We start from the raw sequence: 18,761 nt of genomic DNA on the forward strand, positions 1-18,761 counted from the left end.
CGCTGCTGGGCGGGGAGCAGTGGCTGTCCACGCTGCTCGTGTCGGTGCTGATGGGCGGGGCCTTCTGGATGCTGCTCGCCACCATCACCTACGCCATGCAGCGCGGGAAGCGGGACTTCACCTCGACCAACCAGATCGTCGCCACGTCCTACGACGTCGTGGCCGCCCCCGAGGTGGCCCAGCGCGCCCAGCAGGTGCTCCAGGGGCTGCGCGGGCTGCAGAGCCTGCCGCGGACCGCTCCCGCGCCGCGGCCCGCTCCGCAGCAGGGTCCTCCGCAGGGGATGCGGCAGGGCCCCCCGCAGCCCGGGACGCCGGGGCGGCCCCCGGCGGGGGCCCCGTGGCAGCGGCCCTCCCACGGCGCCTTTTCGCGGGCCTTTTTGATGGCGCAGANAGCCCGGGACGCCGGGGCGGCCCCCGGCGGGGGCCCCGTGGCAGCGGCCCTCCCACGGCGCCGCCCCGGAGCCGGCCGGCGGACCCGCGGGTCCCGCGCCCGCGGTCCCCGCGGCGGGCCAGAGCGAGCGTGCCGACGCGCCCGGCCGCTCCGCGATGTTCCAGGACCTGCCCGACGGCCGGCCCCAGTACGGCATCAGGCTCCCCGCCGGGGAGCCCGACGGGGACGCCGCCGGTCAGGACGCGGCCCCGGACCGGTCCGGGCCGCCGACCGGCGGGAGCACGTCCACCGACGCCTCCCGCTGACGGCCGCCGGCTCAGCTGGGGTCGACGCCCTCCCGGGCGTGCCACAGACCGGTCATCCACGCCTCGACCTCGTCCGGGGTGCGGGGCAGCCCGGACGAGAGGTTGACGTTGCCGTCCTCGGTGATCAGGACGTCGTCCTCGATCCGCACGCCGATCCCGCGGTACTCCTCCGGCACCGCGAGGTCCTCCGCCTTGAAGTAGAGGCCGGGCTCGATGGTGAACACCATGCCGGGCTCGATGACCCCGTCCACGTACAGCTCCCGCTTGGCCTGCGCGCAGTCGTGCACGTCGAGGCCCAGGTGGTGGCTCGTGCCGTGCGGCATCCACCGCCGGTGGTGCTGGCCCGCCGCGGAGAGCGAGACCTCGGCGGGCACGGGCAGCAGGCCCCAGCTCTCCAGCCGCCGGGCCAGGACCTCCATGGCGGCGGCGTGCACGTCCCGGAACCGGTTGCCGGGCACCGCGGCGTCGAACGCGGCGTCGGCGGCGTCCAGGACCGCCTGGTAGATCCGCCGCTGCACCTCCGAGTAGCGGCCGTTCACCGGCAGGGTGCGGGTGATGTCAGCGGTGTAGAGGGAGTCGGCCTCCACGCCCGCGTCCACGAGGATCAGCTCCCCCGGGATCACCCTCCCGGTGTTGCGGATCCAGTGCAGGACCGTGGCGTTGTTGCCGCACGCCGCGATGGTGTCGTAGCCGAGGTCGTTGCCGTCCGTGCGGGCGCGGGCGAAGAAGGCGCCCTCGACCATGCGCTCGCCGCGGTGGCGGTGGCCCGCGGCGGCCGGCAGCACGTGCACGATGTCGGTGAAGCCCGCGATGGTCGCGTCCACGGCCTCGCGCAGCTGCCCGACCTCGTGGGCGTCCTTGACGAGCCGCAGCTCCGAGAGCGCCTCGGCGAGCTCGCCGTCGAGGGCGTCCGAGGACTCGAGGTCCACCCCGGTGTTGATCCGGGAGGTGTCCACCAGGGCGTCGACGTTCAGGTCCACCTCGCGCACGAGCCGGACCCGCAGGCCGCCCAGGGCGGTGGGCCCGGCGTTCTTGGTGACCGCGTCCTCGAGGCCCCCGAGGTCCCGGGTGCGCAGCCCGTAGGCGGCGCCCAGTTCCTCGAGGGTGGGGCGGGGGCCCACCCAGAACTCGCCGTTCTTGGCGTCGGCGTAGAACTCCTTCGAGTCCCGGCCGGCCATGGGGTGGAAGTACAGGGTGGCCTCGTGGTGGCCCCCGTCGTCGCCGGCGCCCTCCTGGACGGGCTCGAGCACCAGCACGGCGTCGGGCTCGTGGTCCACGCCCAGACCCGTGAGGTGCGCGAACGCGGAGTGCGGCCGGAAGCGGTAGTCGGTGTCGTTGGAGCGGACCTTGAGCGGCCCGGCGGGGAGCACGAGCCGCTCGCCGGGGAACCGCTCGGAGATCCGCCGGCGCCGCTCGGCGGCGAAGTCCGCGACCGGGGCCCGCTCCACCTCGGTGGGCTCCGCCTCCGCCCACTGGGACGCCATGAACTGCTGGAAGGCGGCGGAGTCGGGGCGCTGGGACCGGTTCTCGACCCGGTCCGAGAGCGGCTGCGCCGCGTCCTGGGGTGTGGTGCTGTGCTCTGTCATGATTCCTTTCCTCGCGTCGTCGGTCTCATCGTGCCACGGGAGGCGGCGGGCCGTCCGGCCCGGACCGGTATCGTGGAGCGGGTGAAGATCGACCTGCACACCCACTCGTCCGACTCCGACGGCACGGAGAGCCCGGCGGACGTGGCCCGCGCGGCGCACGCGGCGGGCCTGGACGTCTTCGCCCTCACCGACCACGACACCACGTCCGGGTGGCAGGCGGCCGGGGACGCCGCGGTGGCCCTCGGGGTCGCCTTCGTCCCGGGCATGGAGATCTCCTGCACCACCGAGGACGGGATCTCGGTGCACCTGCTGAGCTACCTGCACGACCCGCGGGAGCCACGGCTGCTCGCCGAGATCGAGTCCTCCCGCTGCTCGCGGCGCACCCGGGCCGAGCGCATGGTCGAGCTGCTGTCCGAGGACTACCCGATCGACTGGGACGTGGTCCTGGACCACGTGCGCGAGGGCGCGACCGTGGGCCGCCCGCACATCGCCGACGCGCTCGTCACCGTGGGGGTCGTGGAGAACCGCACCGCCGCCTTCGCCTCGGTGCTGCACAGCCGCTCCCGCTACTACGTCCCCCACTACGCCCCGGACCCGGTGCACGCGGTGCGCCTCGTCCGGGCCGCCGGCGGCGTGCCCGTCTTCGCCCACCCGCTCGCCGCGGCCCGCGGCCGGGTGGTCGGCCCGGAGGTCTTCGAGGCCATGATCGACGCCGGCCTCGGCGGGCTCGAGGTCGCGCACCGGGACAACCCCGACGACGCCCGGGCCCGGCTCGTCCGGATGGCCTCCGAGCACGACCTGGTGGTCACGGGCGCGAGCGACTACCACGGGGCCGGCAAGCCCAACCGGCTGGGCGAGAACCTGACGTCCGTCCAGTCGCTCGTGCGGATCGAGGAGCAGGCCGGCTCCGGGGTCCCCGTGCGCTACCCCTGAGGGCCCCGCCGCCTGCCGGGCGAGCCCGTGCTCAGTCCCACACGGTCGCGCCCGGCAGGCGGGCGCGCATGACCTCGATCGCCTCCGGGTTGCGGTCCACGCACACGAACCGCCGGTCCAGCTGCCCGGCGGCGGCGCCGAGCGTCCCGGAGCCGGCGAAGAAGTCCAGGACCCAGTCCCCGGGGGCGGAGCTCGCGGCGACCATCCGCCGCACCAGGCCCACGGGCTTCTGCGTGGGGTAGCCGGTCTTCTCCCGGCCGGTGGGGGAGACGATGGTGTGCCACCACACGTCCGTGGGCAGCTTGCCCAGCCGCACCTTCTCCGGGGTCACCAGGCCCGGGGCCATGTACGGCTCCCGGTCGACCTCGGCGCTGTCGAACAGGTACCGCTCGGGGTCCTTGACGTACACCAGGACGTTGTCGTGCTTGGCGGGCCAGCGGCGGCGGGAGCGCCCGCCGTAGTCGTAGGCCCAGATGATCTCGTTGAGGAAGCACTCCCGCCCGAAGATCGCGTCCAGCATCACCTTCGCGTAGTGCACCTCCCGGTAGTCCAGGTGCAGGTACAGCGTCCCGTCGTCGGCCAGCACCCGCCACGCCTCCCGCAGACGGGGCTCCAGGAACCCCCAGTAGTCGGCGAACGCGTCGTCGTAGCTGCGCAGGGCCCCCAGCACGGTCGTGTAGGAGCGGCCGGCGAAGCCGGTGCGGTCGCCCTCCCCGGCGGCGGCCGGGGTCACCGTGGACTCCCGCCGCCGCTGGGTGCGGCCCGTGTTGAAGGGCGGGTCCACGTAGATCATGCGGAAGGCCCCGCCGGGCAGCCGCCGCAGGAGATCCAGGTTCTCCGCGGCGACCACCGCGTCGGGGCCCTCGGCGTCGAAGGCGAAGGGGCTCACTCGCCGGCGGTGCCGCTCTGCTCCGGCGAGGCCGCGCTGCTGCGGCGGCGCCGGCGGCGCCGGGTGGTGCCGTCCGAGGTGCGCTCCACCGAGGTCTCCCGGGGCGCCTCGGGAGCCGTCTCGCGCGCAGCCGCCCGGGGCGCCCGGGCGTCCTCGCGCGGAGCGGACGACGTCGCGGCGTCGTCGCGGCGGCCGCGGCCGCCGCGCCCCTCACCGCGGCCGGACCCGCCGCGGTCGCCGCGGCCGGAGCCGCGCCCCTCGCCGCGGCCGGCGCCGCGGTCGCGCGAGCGCCCGTCCCGGCCCTCGCCGCGCGGGCCGCTCTTGCGCCCGCCGGGCTCGCCGAGGTCCTCGAGGACCTCGGCGCCGAGCCCCTCGTGGGTGCGCCTGGAGCGGGGGAGCCGGCCCTTGGTGCCCTTCGGGATGCTCAGCTCCTCGTACAGGTGCTCGGAGGAGGAGTAGGTCTCGCGGGGCTCGGGGATGCCGAGCTCCAGGGCCTTGTCGATCAGCCGCCAGCGCGGGATGTCGTCCCAGTCCACGAACGTCACGGCCGTGCCCTTGTTGCCCGCGCGGCCGGTGCGGCCGGTGCGGTGCAGGTAGGTCTTCTCGTCCTCGGGGCACTGGAAGTTGATGACGTGCGTGACGTCCTCGACGTCGATGCCGCGGGCGGCGACGTCCGTGGCCACGAGCACGTCGACCTTGTTGTTGCGGAACGCGCGCAGCGCCTGCTCGCGGGCGCCCTGCCCCAGGTCGCCGTGCAGCGGGGCGGCGGCGAAGCCGCGGGTGATCAGCTCGTCCGCGAGCTTGGCCGCGGCCCGCTTGGTCTTGGTGAACACGATCGTGCGCCCCCGGCCCTCGGCCTGCAGGATCCGGGCCACGACCTCGTCCTTGTCGAGGTGGTGCGCCCGGTAGACCACCTGGCGGATGTCCTTCTTGGTGGCGCCCTCGTCCGGCGCGGCGGCCCGGATGTGCATGGGCTTGGTCATGTAGCGGCGGGCCATGGCCACCACGGGCCCGGGCATCGTCGCGGAGAAGAGCATCGTCTGCCGGACCTCGGGCACGGCCGAGAGCAGCTTCTCGACGTCGGGCAGGAAGCCGAGGTCGAGCATCTCGTCGGCCTCGTCGAGCACCACGGCCCGCACCGCGGACAGGTCGAGGTGGCGCTGCCGGTTGAGGTCGATGAGCCGGCCGGGGGTGCCGACGACGACCTCGACGCCCGCCTGCAGCTGCTCGATCTGGGGCTCGTAGGCGCGGCCGCCGTAGATGGTGGCCACCCGGGCGTCGCGGGTCCGCGCGGCGGTGGCCAGGTCGTGGCCGACCTGGACGGCGAGCTCGCGGGTGGGCACCACGATGAGCGCCTGCGGGGCGCCCGGCTTCTTCAGCTGGTCCCACCCCGCGTCGCCGCGGCCCACGACGCGCTGGACCACGGGGATGCCGAAGCCGAGGGTCTTGCCCGTGCCGGTCTTGGCCTGCCCGATGATGTCCTGCCCGGACAGCGCCACCGGCAGGGTCATGGCCTGGATGGGGAAGGGGTGGACGATGCCCTCGGCGGCGAGGGAGTCCACGATGTCCTGGCGCACCCCGAACTCGGCGAAGTCCTGGGGCAGCGGCTCGGGGTGCTCGGTGGTCTCGACGACCACCTCGGGGGTGCCGTCGAGGACGGTCCCGTCGTCGGGCGCGGCGGCGTCCGGTGCGGTGTCGGTGATGTGGTCGGTCACGGTCGGTTTCCTTACGACTCGGGCACGCCCGCTGAAGGGAGGGGACCTCGGGGTCCGGCCTCCGGGCCGCCGTGCTGGCGGGCGCCGGGGGGCGTGCGGTGGGTGGAAGCCGATCGTGAGCGTGCGCCGCCTCGACCGCGCGGGCCACGGGAGCGTGGCGCCCGGGTCCGGTCCTGCGCGAGGCCGCCGTGGGGGGCCTGTTCGCGGGGAGCGGGGGCGAGTAGGTGTCTGTCGTTCGTGGGATCGCGGGTACGACCGGTCATCCAGTGCACTCAACAGTGTAGCCCGACGACCGCGCACGCTCCGTGCGGTCGCCGGGCCGGGTCCGCCGTGCCGGGCGGAGGGGGTCTCAGCCGTCCTGGGCGAAGGGGGTGAAGCCGACCGCCCGCTTCTGCTCCGCGCCGACGGCGGCGTAGCCGATGACGCCCGCGGGGACGACCGTCACGTTGCCCTTGGTGTCCGTCAGGGTCAGGGGGGACCCGGAGGACAAGGCCGCGGTGATCAGCTCCACGGCCTCCGGCGCCTCGAGCGCGGAGTCGACGACGATCTCCCGGGCGACGTGCTGAACACCGATCTTGATTTCCATGGTTCCTCCTGGTCGGGGCTGCGGGATGCGTCCCGGCCAGTCTAGGAGGGCGCTACTGCCAGTCCTCGTCGATGATCGAGATTCCGCCCCAAGCTAAACGGAAGATCTGGCGCTGGGCCTCGGCCCGGCCGCCGGTGCCCGGGTTGCGGATCCAGTGCACCGCGGCGGTCTGCGCCATGCCGGTGAGGGAGCGGGAGACGAGCACGGCGTGCGGGTGGCTCAGCCCCGCGTTGGGCCCGAGGACCCCGGCGATCGAGTCCGCCACGGCGAGGTGGAAGCTCTCGAAGCGCTCCGCGACCTCCGGGTCCGCCAGCAGGTCGGACTCGAAGATCAGCCGGTGGGCCTCCGGATTGGCCTCGACGAAGCCGAAGTAGACGTCCAGCATGGACTCGACCCGCTCGCGGTTCACGTCGCTGCCCTGCAGCGCCGTGACGAGCCCGAGCGAGAGCTCCTGCAGGTAGTGGTCCACGAGGGCGAGGTACAGCTCGCGCTTGCCGGGGAAGTGCTGGTAGAGGACGGGCTTGCTCACCTGGGCGGCGTCGGCGATGTCGTCCATGGACGACCCGTGGTAGCCGTTCGAGGAGAACACGGTCAGCGCCGTCTCGAGCAGCTGCCGCCGGCGGGCCTCGCGCGGGAGGCGCGCCGGGCGGCCTCTCCTGGTCTCAGTCATGAACCGTTCCTCCTCAACCGGTCGGCGGCGCCGGCCGAACGAATGCTGCCCTACCCCGCGGCCTGGGACCGGGTGGCGGCTTCCGGCGGCGCCCCGGCCGCCGGTGGTGCGCTCTCCTCCGCGGCGGGCGCGGGGACCTCGATGCCGTACAGCGCCGCCAGACCGGTGATGTACTCGTCCTGCCGGCCCTGCGCGGCGAGCTCGCGCGCGCGGACGGTGGGGGTGTGCAGCAGGGAGCGGACCATGCGCCGCATCGCGAGCTCGATCTGCTCCTGGGCGGCCGTGCATCCGTGGTGGGAGGTGACCTTCTCGAGCTCGGCGTCCAGGACGGCCATGGTGTGCTTGCGCAGGGCGACGATCGCGGCGTCCATGTCCCGGGCCTCCTGGCTCGCGGCGAACTCCTGGGCGGCGCGCTCGACGATCCCGCTCGCGGCGTCGACGGACTCCCGGGTCTCGTCCGGGGCGGCCACGCGCACCGACTCGAGGGTGATGAGCTCGACGCCGGGCAGGTCCGCCACGGCGGGGTCGAAGTCGCGGGTCAGGGCCAGGTCGACCACGGTGCGGGACCCGGCGGGGAACGCGGCGGCGCCCATGGGGGCGGAGCCGCCGCTGCAGCCGATCACGACGTCGGCGCGCTCCAGGGCCGCGGCCAGCTCCGCGGTCCCCACCGGGGTGCCGCCGCGGTTCTCGGTGAACTGCTCCGCCCGGCCCGACGCCGAGTACACCTCGATGTCCGCGCAGCCGCGGTCGCGCAGGGCCGCCATGGTCGCCCCTGCGTAGGCGCCCGTGCCGAACACGAGGGCCCGGCGCGACGTCCAGGTGCCGGACGTGACGTCGTCGGCGAGGTCCAGGGCCACGGAGACGATGGAGCGGCCGCGCTCGCCCAGGGCGGTCTGCGTGCCCACCTTGCGGGCGGTGCGGGCGGCCGCCTCGAACAGCCGCTGGAGCTTGCCGGAGACCGTCCCCGCCTGCTGGGCGTCGTTGAGGGCGCGCCGGACCTGCCCGGTGATCTCGCGCTCGCCCACCACGGCGGACTCCAGCCCGGAGACCACGGTGAAGAGGTGGCGTGCGGCGCCGGAGTCGGTGAAGGCCCGCAGGGAGTCGGCCACGAACTCGGGGTCGAGCCCGGCGCGGGAGCCGATCTGCTCGGCGAGCTCGGCCAGGACCCGGTCCAGCGCCGCCCCGGACGGGACGCCCGGCGTGTCCTCGAGCTCCCCGTAGATCTCGAGCCGGTTGCACGTCGAGAGGGTCACGGCGCCCCGGAGCGGGCCGCTGCGGACCATCTCCTCGGACAGCCCGAGCGCACCGGTGCTGAGACGCGCAACGGTGTTCAGATCGACGTTCTGATGGGAGGCGACGAGAGCGAAGAGGACCACAGTGCATTCATACTAGACGGTCACCGCGGATCCGCGCCTCAGTGACGTCCGAGAGGCCGCTCACGTCCGTCACCGACCGGCCCCTCCCGGACCCCGGTGACGCTGCGTCGGTAAACGACGTCGGTGTTCCTTGGCACAATGGGAGCACTATGCCTACCACCCCTGAGACGGCGAGCACGCCGGACACGTCGACCGCAGCCGTTCCCGGGCACCCCACGGGCGGCACCCACCCCTCGGCGGCGTTCCGGCGCCTGACCGGATCGCTCGGGGCGCTGCCGCAGGGCCATCCGCTGCGGGCCGCCGGCACACTGGACGCCCCGCTGCTGCAGGCCCTCACGGGCCGCGCGCCCGGCCGCCGCCCGGTGTGGTTCATGCGGCAGGCGGGCCGGTCGCTGCCGGAGTACCGGTCCCTGCGCCAGGGCACCGCCATGCTCGACGCCTGCCTGGACCCCGCGATGGCCGCCGAGATCACGCTCCAGCCGGTGCGCCGGCACGACGTCGACGCCGCCATCTTCTTCTCCGACATCGTCGTGCCCATGCGCGTGGCCGGCGTGGACGTCGAGATCGTCCCGGGCCGCGGTCCCGTCCTGGAGCGCCCCGTGCGCACGGCCGCCGACGTCGCCGCCCTGCCGGAGCTCACCGAGGGCTCCCTCGACCCGATCCGCGAGGCCGTCGCCCGCACCGTCGCGGAGCTCGGGGCGACCCCGCTCATCGGCTTCGCCGGGGCGCCGTTCACCGTGGCCGCCTACATGGTCGAGGGCGGGCCCTCCCGGGACCACCTGCTGCCGCGCACGATGATGCACGCCGACCCGGCGGCCTGGCGGGCGCTCGCCGAGTGGGCGGCCCGGACGTCCGGGGCGTTCCTGCGCGCCCAGGTCGAGGCCGGCGCCTCCGCCGTGCAGCTCTTCGACTCCTGGGCGGGCTCCCTGTCCCTGGCCGACTACTCCGCGCACGTGGTGGAGCACTCGGCGGCCGCGCTGCGCGCCGTCGAGGACCTCGCCGTGCCCCGGATCCACTTCGGCACCGGCACCGGTGAGCTGCTCGCCGCGATGCGGGACGCCGGCGCGGACGCGGTGGGCGTGGACTACCGGATCCCGCTGGCCGAGGCCAACCGGCGGCTCGGCGGGTCCACCGTGCTGCAGGGCAACATCGACCCGGCCCTGCTCACCGCCCCCTGGCCCGTGCTCGCCGAGCACGTGCGCGAGGTGCTGGCCGGCGGGGCCACGGCGCCCGGGCACGTGGTGAACCTCGGCCACGGCGTCCCGCCGGGCACCGACCCGCAGGTGCTGACGGACCTCGTGTCCTTCGTCCACGACCAGCCGCTGGAGCAGACCCCTCGCGGCGGCAGGCCGTGAGCGCGGAGCGGGACGGCCGGCCCGCCCGCCGGACCCCGCCCCGATCCGCCCTTGTGGTGGGCGGCGGCGTCTCCGGGCTCGTGGCCGCCCGCGACCTGGCGGCCCGCGGGCTGCGCGTCACCCTGGTCGAGGCCGAGGACCACCTCGGGGGAGCCGTCGGCGCCCACCAGGTGGCGGGCCTCGTCCTCGACTCGGGCGCCGAGTCCTTCGCGACCCGCTCCCGGGCGGTCCCCGACCTCCTGGACGAGCTCGGCCTCGGCGAGCGCGTGGTGCACCCCAACCGCTCCGGCTCGTGGCTGTTCCTGCCGGAGGGCGCCGTGCCCGCCCCCGACTCCGGGATCCTGGGCATCCCCGCCGACCCGACCGCCCCCCGGCTGCGGGCGGCCCTCGGCCGTGCCGGCATGCTGCGCGCGAGCCTCGACCGCCGGCTGCCGGCCTTCGTCGGCATGACCGAGCGCTCCCTCGGCGGCCTCGTCCGGGCGCGGATGGGGGAGCGGGTGCTGGACCGGCTCGTCGCGCCGTTCGCCACGGGCGTGCACTCCGCCCACCCCGACGACCTCGACGTCGACGCCGTCGCCCCCGGTCTGCGGCGGGCCCTGCGCGAGCACGGTTTTCGAATCGGTTTTGGTGTCCTCCGTNGACCAGGACCAGAAAAGAGATTCGAAAACGTGGCCGGGCTGCGCGGCGGCATGAACGCGCTGTCCGAGACCCTCGTGCACGACCTCGAGCGGGCGGGCGTGAAGCTCGTCACCGGCTACGACGTCATCGCCCTCGACCGCGACCCCCGGCGCGAGGGCTGGATGGTCATCCAGCGCCAGCCGCGCTTCGGCCACAAGACCGCCGTGGCGCGCGGGGAGCTGCTCGTGATGGCCACCGACGGCACGACCGCCGTCCGGCTCCTCGCCAGCCACGAGGAGGGGCTCCAGCGGTTCGCCCCCGGGGCCGGGCCCCAGGTGGCCCTGGCCACGCTCGTGGTCGACGAGCCGCGCCTCGACGGCGCCCCCCGGGGCACCGGCCTGCTCGTGAGCGAGGACGCCCGCGGCGTGCGCGCCAAGGCCCTCACCCACGCGAGCGCCAAGTGGGACTGGGTCCGGCAGGCGGCCGGCCCCGGTCGGCACGTGCTGCGGCTCTCCTACGGGCGCGCCCAGCCCGACGCCACCGCCGTGCCCCCGGAGGTGGCCCTGCCCGACGACCAGCTCATCCGCCTGGCCCTCTCCGACGCCTCGACCCTCATGGGCATGCCCCTGCGGCCCGCCCAGCTCGTCGGCGCGGACATCGTGCGCTGGCGCTCCGCGCTGCCCCGCACCGGCGTCGGGCACGCCCGGCGGGTCGCCGACTTCCGGCGGGCGCTCGCGGCGCTGCCCGACGCCGTCGCGGTCGGCGGGTGGCTCGCGGGCACGGGCCTCGCCTCCGTTGTCGCCGACACCCGGGCCCAGGTCCGCGCCCTGCTCGCCGAGGCGGGCGTCCCGGACGACGCCGCGCCGGCCGCCACCGAACCGGCACGCACCCCACCGACCAGCACCCGACGAAAGGACTGAGCCTTGTCCCACGACACCAGCCCCCACGAGCACGGCGGTCACCCCGCAGCCACGCCCGAGCCGACGCAGGACGGCGGCGCGGAGCAGCTGCACTGGGCCGTCTGGTCCGTGTTCGCCCGCCCCGCCGGCGGCGCCGCGGCCCGCACGGCCGGCGACGACGCCTCCGCGGCCGCCGAGTTCGACGGCGTCGTCGAGCAGCTGGCGGCCGAGGGCGTGACGCTGCGCGGCGCCTACGACGTCTCGGGGATGCGCGAGGACGCCGACGTCCTCACGTGGCTGCACGGCGACGACCCCCAGGCGCTCCAGTCGGCGGTCCGCCGGCTGCGCCGCACGGAGCTCCTGGCCGGCACCGCGCAGGCCTGGAACGCGATGGGGGTGCACCGGGACGCCGAGTTCACCCGGAACCACTCGCCGTCCTTCGCCCGCGGCGTCGCCCCCGAGGACTGGGTCTGCGTCTACCCGTTCGTGCGCTCCTACGAGTGGTACTACATGAACGCCCAGCGCCGCGCCGAGATGCTGCGCAACCACGGCATGGCGGCGCGCGACTACCCCCAGGTCCTCGCCAACACCATCGCGTGCTTCGGGCTCAACGACTTCGAGTGGTTGCTCGCGCTCGAGGCCCCCGAGCTGGTCGACCTCGTCGACGTCATGCGGGCCTTCCGCAACACGGAGGCCCGGCTGCACGTGCGCGAGGAGACACCGTTCTACACGGGCCGCCGGATCCGCTCCGAGGAGCTCGCGGAGGTGCTCCGATGAGCGCCGAGAACGCCCTGTCCCGCGCCCGCGCGCACGCGCCGGAGCACTACGACGCCGTCGTCCTCTCGTCCTTCGGCGGGCCGGAGGGGCAGGACGACGTCCTGCCGTTCCTGCGCAACGTCACGAAGGGCCGCGGCATCCCCGACGAGCGGCTCGAGGAGGTCGCCACCCACTACCGGGCCAACGGCGGCGTCAGCCCCATCAACGCCCAGAACCGCGCGCTGCGCTCCGCCCTCGAGGCCGAGCTGCTCGGCCGGGGCCTGAGCGTGCCCGTGCTGTGGGCCAACCGCAACTGGGCGCCCTACGTGGCGGACGTGGTGCGGGAGTGCCACGCGCGCGGGCTGCGCAAGCTCCTGGTGCTCGCCACCAGCGCCTACTCCAGCTACTCCGGCTGCCGCCAGTACCGCGAGGACTACGGCGTGGCGCTCGAGGAGCTGGGCCTCACGGACGAGATGCAGGTCGACAAGGTCCACCAGTACTACGACTCCGAGGGCTTCGTGCAGCCCTTCGTCGAGGGCCTCCGGGAGGGCCTCGCGCAGGTGCGCGACCGGCTCGGCGCCGACGACGGCAGGATCGCGGTCCTGTTCTGCACCCACTCCATCCCCACGACCGACGCCGAGGCCTCCGGGCCGGCGCGGATGGACTTCGAGGAGGGCTCCGCCTACGTCGCCCAGCACCTGGCCGTGGCCCGGACCGTGCTCGAGCGCGTCGGACCGGAGGAGCTCGGGGACCACACCTGGGACCTCGTCTACCAGTCCCGCTCCGGGCCGCCGCAGGTGCCGTGGCTCGAGCCGGACGTCAACGACGCCCTCGAGGAGCTCGCCGAGCGCGGTGTCGCCGGCGTGGTCCTCGTGCCGCTGGGCTTCGTCTCCGACCACATGGAGGTCAAGTGGGACCTCGACACGGAGGCCCTGGAGACCTGCGAACGGCTCGGCCTCCCGGCCGTGCGCACCCCCACCGCGGGCACCCACCCGGCGTTCGTGGCCGGGCTCGCGGACCTCGTGGAGCAGCGCGTCGCCGGGCGCGCCGCCCCGCCGCGGCTCTCCGCGTGCGCCGAGGGCACGTGGTTCGACGACTGCGCCCCGGACTGCTGCGTCAAGGTGCTGCGCGGCGCCACCGGGCCCCGTCCCACCATCGCGCAGCGCCCCCAGGGCGAGCCCCTCCCGGTCGCCCTCGACGAGGCGGGGGAGGTGCGGTGGTCGTGACGGCCGCGGCGCAGGGGCTCCCGGTGCTGCGGGTCGGGACCCGCGGCTCCCGGCTCGCGCTCACCCAGACCACCACGGCGGCCCGGGCCGTCGCGGCGGCGGGCGGGCTGGAGCCGGAGCTCGTCACGATCCGCACCGAGGGCGACGTCCTGACCGGGCCCCTGTCCCAGATGGGCGGCACCGGGGTCTTCGCCACGGCCCTGCGGGCCGCGCTGCTGGCGGGATCCGTGGACCTGGCCGTGCACTCCCTCAAGGACCTGCCCACCGCTCCCGTGCCGGGCCTCGAGGTCGCCGCGGTGCCGGAGCGGGAGGACCCCCGGGACGCGCTGTGCGCCCGCGACGGGCTGACCCTCGCCGGTCTGCCCGCCGGCGCGAAGGTCGGCACCGGCTCCCCGCGGCGAGCGGCGCAGGTGCGCGCCGCTCGCCCTGACCTGGAGATCGTCGACATCCGCGGCAACGTGGGCACCCGGCTGGGGCGGGTGGCCCCCGGCGACCTCGACGCCGTGGTGCTCGCCGCCTCCGGGCTGCGGCGGCTCGGGCTGGAGGACGCGATCACCGAGCTGATCGACCCGTCCGTCATGCTCCCCGCCCCCGGGCAGGGCGCCCTGGCCCTCGAGTGCCGCACCGAGGACGCCTCGGGGGACACCCCGCTCGCCGCCGCCCTCGCCGCGGTGGACCACCTGGAGACCCGCCTGGCCGTGACCGCGGAACGGGCGCTGCTGACCCGGCTCGAGGCTGGCTGCGCGGCCCCCGTGGGCACCTTCGCGCGGATCGAGGACGGCGTGCTCGTGCTCGACGTCGTCGTGGCCGACCCGGACGGCAGCCGGGTCATGCGCCGCAGCGGCCGCACCGCGGAGCGCGGCGTCGACGACGCCCGCGCCCTCGGCCACCGGCTGGGCGACGAGCTGCTCGCCGACGGCGCCGGCCGGCTGGCCCGGTTGACGCTCTGAGACCCGTGCCGCACCCCGGCCCCGCCGACCGCTCCGCCGACCCGGCCGCCGCCCTGCGCGGGGCCAGGGTCGTCGTGACCCGTTCCGCCGACCGGGCCAGGGAGCTCGTGGCGCTGCTGCACGGGCACGGGGCCCGGGTCCGGCTCGCCCCGCTGCTCGAGGCCACCCTCCCCGGGGACACCGGTCCCGTGGCCGCCCTGCTGGACCGGGCGGCGGACCCGGGGGCCGCCGCCGGGTCCTGGCTGGTGGTCACCTCGGTCACCACCGTCCGGGCCCTGCGCGCGGTCGCGGGGGAGCCGTCCGGCACGGCACTCGGCGACCGGTTCGCGGCGGCCCGGCGGGCCGGCCTGCGCGTGGCCGCGGTGGGGGACGCCACGGCCGCGGCCCTCACGGCGGCCGGGCTGCGGCCGGACCTCGTGCCCGGCGCGGTGCACTCGGCCGCCGGGCTGCTCGCCGACTGGCCGCCGGAGCCGGCTCCCGGCACCGTCCTGCTGCCGCTCTCCGCCCGGGCCCGGCCCACCCTCGAGACCGGTCTGACCGCGCGGGGGTACGGGGTGCTGACGGCCACGGCCTACGAGACCGTGCCCTGGCCGGCGCCCGCGCCCCTCGTGCGGCGGGCCGCGGCCCAGGGGGAGGCCGACGGCACGGACGACGACGCGGTCGACGGCACGGACGACGACACGGATCGCGGCGTGGACGGGCGCGTGGCCGAGCTCCACCGGTCCGACCTGCTGCAGGTCCTGGCCGCGGGCGAGGCCGACGCCGTGGTGCTCACGGCGCCGTCCCACCTCGCCGAGCTCGTGCGCGACGACCCCGACGTCCTGGCCGGCACCGTCCTCGTGGCCATCGGCGAGCCGACGAGACGCGCCGCCGCCGAGCGCGGCCTGCCGTCCGTGGCCGCGTCCCTGCCCACCCCGGAGGGGATCCGCGACGCCCTCGCCCGGGCCCTCACCGCACCCGCGGCCTCCCGGGCGGCCGCGGGGGCGCCCGCCCCGACCCCGACGCCGGCGGCTCCGCCGCCGGCCGCACCGACCACACCGATCCCGACGACACCGATCCCTGCGACCGAGGAGACGAACTCCGTGACCCACCGAATTCCCCGCTACGACCTGGTGTCCCGCCCCCGCCGCCTGCGCACCACCCCGGCCGTGCGCCGGCTCGCCGCGCAGACCAGGGTCCATCCGTCCGACCTCATCCTGCCCGTGTTCGTCCGCGAGGGCCTCGCCGAGCCCGCCCCGCTCGGCTCCATGCCGGGGGTCGTCCAGCACTCCATGGACTCGCTCCGGCGCGCCGCCGCCGAGGCCGTGGCCAAGGGCCTCGGCGGGTTCATGATCTTCGGCGTGCCCGCCGAGCGGGACCCCGAGGGCAGCGCCGGGTGCGACCCCGAGGGCATCCTGAACCGGGCGCTGCGCGCCGTGCGCGCCGAGGTCGGCGACGACCTCGTCGTCATGGCCGACCTGTGCCTGGACGAGTTCACCGACCACGGGCACTGCGGCGTCCTGGCCGAGGACGGGACCGTGGACAACGACGCGACCCTGGAGATCTACGGCCGGATGGCCGTGGCCCAGGCCGAGGCGGGCGCCCACGTGCTCGGGCCCTCCGGCATGATGGACGGCCAGGTCGGCGTGATCCGCTCCGCCCTCGACGAGGCCGGGCACCCCGACGTCGCCGTCCTGGCCTACTCCGCGAAGTACTCCTCCGCGTTCTACGGCCCGTTCCGCGAGGCCGTGGACTCCCAGCTGCAGGGCGACCGCCGCAGCTACCAGATGGACCCCGCCAACCGCCGGGAGGCGCTGCACGAGCTGCAGCTGGACCTGGACGAGGGCGCCGACATGGTCATGGTCAAACCGGCCATGAGCTACCTCGACATCCTCCGCGACGTGGCCGAGGTCTCCCCGGTGCCCGTCTCCGCGTACCAGATCTCCGGCGAGTACGCCATGATCGAGGCCGCCGCCGCCAACGGCTGGATCGACCGCCGGGCCGCGATCCAGGAGTCCGTGCTGTCCATCCGCCGCGCGGGCGCCGACTCCGTGCTCACCTACTTCGCCGTCGAGCTCGCGGACTGGTTCCGCGAGGAGAACGGCCTCTCCTGACCCCCACCGTCCCCCGAGCCGGCACCCCCGGCGGAAGGAAGCAGACAAACCCATGAGCGTTTCCCAGGAACTCTTCGACCGCGCGCGCAAGGTCATGCCCGGCGGGGTCAACTCCCCGGTGCGGGCCTTCGCGTCCGTGGGCGGCACCCCGCCCTTCATCACCGCGGCCAAGGGCCCGTACCTCACCGACGTCGACGGCCGCGAGTACGTCGACCTCGTCAGCTCGTGGGGGCCCGCCCTCGTCGGGCACTCCCACCCGGCCGTCATCGAGGCCGTGCACGAGGCCGTGGAGCGCGGCCTGTCCTTCGGGGCCACGACCCGCGGGGAGACCGAGCTGGCCGAGCTCGTGGTCGAGCGGATCGGCGCGATCGACGAGCTGCGCATGGTCTCGACCGGGACCGAGGCGGCCATGACCGCGATCCGCCTGGCGCGCGGCGTGACCGGCCGGGACCTCGTCGTGAAGTTCGCCGGGTGCTACCACGGGCACGTGGACTCCCTGCTGTCCGAGGCGGGCTCCGGCGTGGCGACCCTAGCCCTGCCCGGCTCCGCCGGGGTCACCGCGGCCACCGCGGCCGAGACCCTGGTGCTGCCCTACAACGACCTCGCCGCCGTGGAGGAGGCCTTCGCCGCCCACCCCGGCCGGATCGCCGCCGTCATCACCGAGGGCGCGCCCGCCAACATGGGTGTGGTCACCCCCGGCGAGGGCTTCAACGCGGGCCTGCGCCGGCTCACGCGCGAGCACGGGGCGCTGATGATCTTCGACGAGGTGCTGACCGGGTTCCGCGTGCACGAGGCCGGCTACTGGGGTCTCACCGCCGCGGGCGAGGACGGCTGGGAGCCCGACCTGTTCATGTTCGGGAAGGTCATCGGCGGCGGGCTGCCGGTCGCCGGCGTGGGCGGGCGGGCCGGGGTCATGAACCACCTGGCGCCCCTGGGCCCCGTCTACCAGGCCGGGACCCTGTCCGGGAACCCGGTGGCGATGGCCGCGGGCGCGGCGACCCTGCGCACCGCGGACCGGATCGCCTACCAGACCGTCGACCGGCGCTCGGCGCAGCTGCAGGAGGCGGTGCGCGCGGCGCTGACCGAGGCCGGGGTCGACCACTCCATCCAGTCGGCCGGCAACCTGTTCTCGGTGGCCTTCGGCACCTCCGCCGCCGGCGTGCACGACTACGCGCAGGCCAAGGCGCAGGAGACGTTCCGCTACCCGGCGTTCTTCCACGCGATGCTCGACCAGGGCGTCTACCTGCCCCCGTCGGTGTTCGAGGCGTGGTTCCTCTCCGCCGCGCACGACGACGCCGCGATGGACCGGATCGTCTCCGCCCTGCCGGCCGCGGCGCGCGCGGCCGCCGAGGCCCGGCCGGCCGCCTGACCCCGGCCGCCGGGGCCCGGCCGGCCGCCGTCCCGGGGAGCGCTCAGGCGTCCTCGGGGCGGCGGAGCGGCCACGCGCCGTCGACCACCGCGTCCGGGCGGGTCCGGCGGAAGTACTCCTGGAGGCTCGCGGCCTGCTCGGCCGCCCACCCCACCTGGTCGGCGTGCAGCGCGGCCGCCGGGCGCACCAGCTCGGGGAAGCGGCGGGCCATCAGCACCGCGAGCCGCTCCGTCGCGACCGAGTCCGCCGCCGAGGTGTGCGCCGCGGTGAGCTCGACCCCGTACTCCTCGCACAGCGCCCCGAGGGTGCGCTTGCCGCGCCGGTACCGGTGCACCTGCTTGTTGAGGACGTAGGGGTCCAGCACCGGGAAGGGCTGCGGGACCTCCACCCCGTGGCGCCGGCCCTCGTGGGCGAGGACCGTGAAGTCGTAGGAGGCGTTGAACACCAGCACGGGCGTGCCCGCGGCGAAGAGGCCGGCCAGGACGCCCGCGATCTCCGCGATCACCTCCGCGGCGGGCCGGCCCTCGGCNCGGCATACGAGATGTGCGGACGTGACTGGAGTTCAGACGTGTGCTCTTCCGATCTAGGCCGGCCAGGACGCCCGCGATCTCCGCGATCACCTCCGCGGCGGGCCGGCCCTCGGCGCGGGCCCGCTCGGTGCTCACCCCGTGCACGGCGGCCGCCTCCTCGGGGATCTCCACCCCCGGGTCCGCCAGCCACTCCCACTCGTCCGTCACGGCGCCGGCGGCGTCGGTGCGCACGACGGACGCCGTGACGATGCGGGCCGTGTGCGGGTCACGGCCGGTCGTCTCGAGGTCGAAGGAGGCGCGCGGACCCTCGGTCCACGCGGGGGACGCCTCCGGGGCGCCCGCGGACCCCTCGAGGTCGAAGAGCACGTCCTGCTCCGCGGCGTCGTCCGGCGCGGGCGGGGCGGGCCTCGGCGCGCGCAGCGGGGCGGCGTCGAACAGGGGCAGCTGGTCGGTGGGGCCGGCGGGGCCTGAGGGCGAGGACATGGCTCCCACCGTACCGGCCCCCTCCGACCCG

Annotated in this window: 16 protein-coding genes and 2 pseudogenes; 10 read left to right on the forward strand and 8 right to left on the reverse strand. The window is 75.7% G+C overall.

Annotation, left to right across the window (positions count from 1 at the left end; translation table 11 throughout):
- Positions 1 to 546: 546 nt before the first annotated feature.
- The gene (locus H488_RS37445; protein ID WP_017833424.1) at positions 547 to 696 is read left to right on the forward strand and encodes a hypothetical protein; all 150 of its coding nucleotides are present in this window, start codon (positions 547 to 549) and stop codon (positions 694 to 696) included.
- Between the two features lie 11 nt (positions 697 to 707).
- On the opposite strand, the gene H488_RS27705 is transcribed toward H488_RS37445, so the two are convergent.
- Positions 708 to 2,282 (reverse strand): aminopeptidase P family protein, encoded by a 1,575-nt coding sequence (locus tag H488_RS27705; RefSeq protein WP_017833425.1) that lies wholly within the window; start codon positions 2,280 to 2,282, stop codon positions 708 to 710.
- 81 nt (positions 2,283 to 2,363) lie between these two features.
- Here H488_RS27705 and H488_RS27710 point away from each other — a divergent pair, with 81 nt between their 5' ends.
- Positions 2,364 to 3,215 carry a PHP domain-containing protein gene (locus tag H488_RS27710; protein WP_031283018.1) on the forward strand — a complete coding sequence of 284 codons (852 nt, stop codon included), beginning with the start codon at positions 2,364 to 2,366 and terminating at the stop codon, positions 3,213 to 3,215.
- 31 nt (positions 3,216 to 3,246) lie between these two features.
- Here H488_RS27710 and H488_RS27715 read toward each other — a convergent pair whose 3' ends face one another.
- The 5 genes from H488_RS27715 to H488_RS27735 form a co-directional block, all read right to left on the reverse strand.
- Complete coding sequence (locus H488_RS27715; protein WP_017833427.1) at positions 3,247 to 4,104, reverse strand: DNA-methyltransferase; 858 nt, start codon at positions 4,102 to 4,104, stop codon at positions 3,247 to 3,249.
- Positions 4,101 to 5,819, reverse strand: a complete 1,719-nt coding sequence (locus tag H488_RS27720) for a DEAD/DEAH box helicase (protein ID WP_017833428.1) — start codon at positions 5,817 to 5,819, stop codon at positions 4,101 to 4,103. The genes H488_RS27715 and H488_RS27720 overlap by 4 nt, the downstream gene beginning before the upstream one ends.
- 349 nt (positions 5,820 to 6,168) lie before the next feature.
- A complete protein-coding gene (locus H488_RS27725) occupies positions 6,169 to 6,405 on the reverse strand; it encodes a DUF3107 domain-containing protein (RefSeq protein WP_017833429.1) in 237 nt (78 codons plus the stop codon).
- A 52-nt stretch (positions 6,406 to 6,457) separates the two neighbouring features.
- Positions 6,458 to 7,075 (reverse strand): TetR/AcrR family transcriptional regulator, encoded by a 618-nt coding sequence (locus H488_RS27730; RefSeq protein ID WP_017833430.1) that lies wholly within the window; start codon positions 7,073 to 7,075, stop codon positions 6,458 to 6,460.
- A 50-nt stretch (positions 7,076 to 7,125) separates the two neighbouring features.
- Complete coding sequence (locus H488_RS27735) at positions 7,126 to 8,451, reverse strand: glutamyl-tRNA reductase (protein WP_017833431.1); 1,326 nt, start codon at positions 8,449 to 8,451, stop codon at positions 7,126 to 7,128.
- A gap of 149 nt (positions 8,452 to 8,600) precedes the next feature.
- Here H488_RS27735 and hemE point away from each other — a divergent pair, with 149 nt between their 5' ends.
- The 8 genes and pseudogenes from hemE to hemL all read left to right on the forward strand — a co-directional run bounded on the left by hemE (position 8,601) and on the right by hemL (position 17,717).
- The gene (gene hemE / locus H488_RS27740) at positions 8,601 to 9,806 is read left to right on the forward strand and encodes a uroporphyrinogen decarboxylase (protein ID WP_017833432.1); all 1,206 of its coding nucleotides are present in this window, start codon (positions 8,601 to 8,603) and stop codon (positions 9,804 to 9,806) included.
- Positions 9,807 to 9,862: 56 nt separating this feature from the next.
- Positions 9,863 to 11,344, forward strand: a complete 1,482-nt coding sequence (gene hemG / locus H488_RS27745) for a protoporphyrinogen oxidase (protein WP_441295100.1) — start codon at positions 9,863 to 9,865, stop codon at positions 11,342 to 11,344.
- 3 nt (positions 11,345 to 11,347) lie between these two features.
- Positions 11,348 to 12,100, forward strand: a complete 753-nt coding sequence (hemQ, locus tag H488_RS27750; protein ID WP_017833434.1) for a hydrogen peroxide-dependent heme synthase — start codon at positions 11,348 to 11,350, stop codon at positions 12,098 to 12,100.
- Entirely contained in the window at positions 12,097 to 13,305 is a 1,209-nt protein-coding gene (locus H488_RS27755; RefSeq protein ID WP_020380580.1) for a ferrochelatase, read from the forward strand. Before hemQ ends, H488_RS27755 begins: the two co-directional genes overlap by 4 nt.
- Positions 13,296 to 14,255, forward strand: coding sequence for a hydroxymethylbilane synthase (hemC, locus tag H488_RS27760; RefSeq protein WP_017833436.1), 960 nt, complete (start codon positions 13,296 to 13,298; stop codon positions 14,253 to 14,255). Before H488_RS27755 ends, hemC begins: the two co-directional genes overlap by 10 nt.
- 107 nt (positions 14,256 to 14,362) lie before the next feature.
- Positions 14,363 to 15,169: pseudogene (locus tag H488_RS37960) on the forward strand (uroporphyrinogen-III synthase); the annotation flags it as partial.
- Between the two features lie 180 nt (positions 15,170 to 15,349).
- Complete coding sequence (gene hemB, locus H488_RS37965) at positions 15,350 to 16,348, forward strand: porphobilinogen synthase (RefSeq protein WP_031283009.1); 999 nt, start codon at positions 15,350 to 15,352, stop codon at positions 16,346 to 16,348.
- A gap of 52 nt (positions 16,349 to 16,400) precedes the next feature.
- Entirely contained in the window at positions 16,401 to 17,717 is a 1,317-nt protein-coding gene (gene hemL / locus H488_RS27770) for a glutamate-1-semialdehyde 2,1-aminomutase (protein ID WP_017833438.1), read from the forward strand.
- Positions 17,718 to 17,760: 43 nt separating this feature from the next.
- On the opposite strand, the gene H488_RS0118375 is transcribed toward hemL, so the two are convergent.
- Positions 17,761 to 18,222, reverse strand: coding sequence for an exonuclease domain-containing protein (locus tag H488_RS0118375; protein WP_081615759.1), 462 nt, complete (start codon positions 18,220 to 18,222; stop codon positions 17,761 to 17,763).
- Positions 18,223 to 18,334: 112 nt separating this feature from the next.
- A pseudogene (locus H488_RS37970) lies at positions 18,335 to 18,613 on the reverse strand (3'-5' exonuclease); the annotation flags it as partial.
- Between the last annotated feature and the right edge of the window lie 148 nt (positions 18,614 to 18,761).

The sequence above is a fragment of the Kocuria sp. UCD-OTCP genome (genome assembly GCF_000349605.1).
GTDB classification, from domain to species: domain Bacteria; phylum Actinomycetota; class Actinomycetes; order Actinomycetales; family Micrococcaceae; genus Kocuria; species Kocuria rosea.

Excerpts from the sequence above, each read along its gene's own strand:
- H488_RS37445 (WP_017833424.1), top strand. The coding sequence starts at position 547 with ATGTTCCAGGACCTGCCCGACGGCCGGCCCCAGTACGGCATCAGGCTC.
- H488_RS27705 (WP_017833425.1), bottom strand. The coding sequence starts at position 2,282 with ATGACAGAGCACAGCACCACACCCCAGGACGCGGCGCAGCCGCTCTCG.
- H488_RS27725 (WP_017833429.1), bottom strand. The coding sequence starts at position 6,405 with ATGGAAATCAAGATCGGTGTTCAGCACGTCGCCCGGGAGATCGTCGTC.
- H488_RS27730 (WP_017833430.1), bottom strand. The coding sequence starts at position 7,075 with ATGACTGAGACCAGGAGAGGCCGCCCGGCGCGCCTCCCGCGCGAGGCC.
- hemE (WP_017833432.1), top strand. The coding sequence starts at position 8,601 with ATGCCTACCACCCCTGAGACGGCGAGCACGCCGGACACGTCGACCGCA.
- H488_RS27755 (WP_020380580.1), top strand. The coding sequence starts at position 12,097 with ATGAGCGCCGAGAACGCCCTGTCCCGCGCCCGCGCGCACGCGCCGGAG.
- hemL (WP_017833438.1), top strand. The coding sequence starts at position 16,401 with ATGAGCGTTTCCCAGGAACTCTTCGACCGCGCGCGCAAGGTCATGCCC.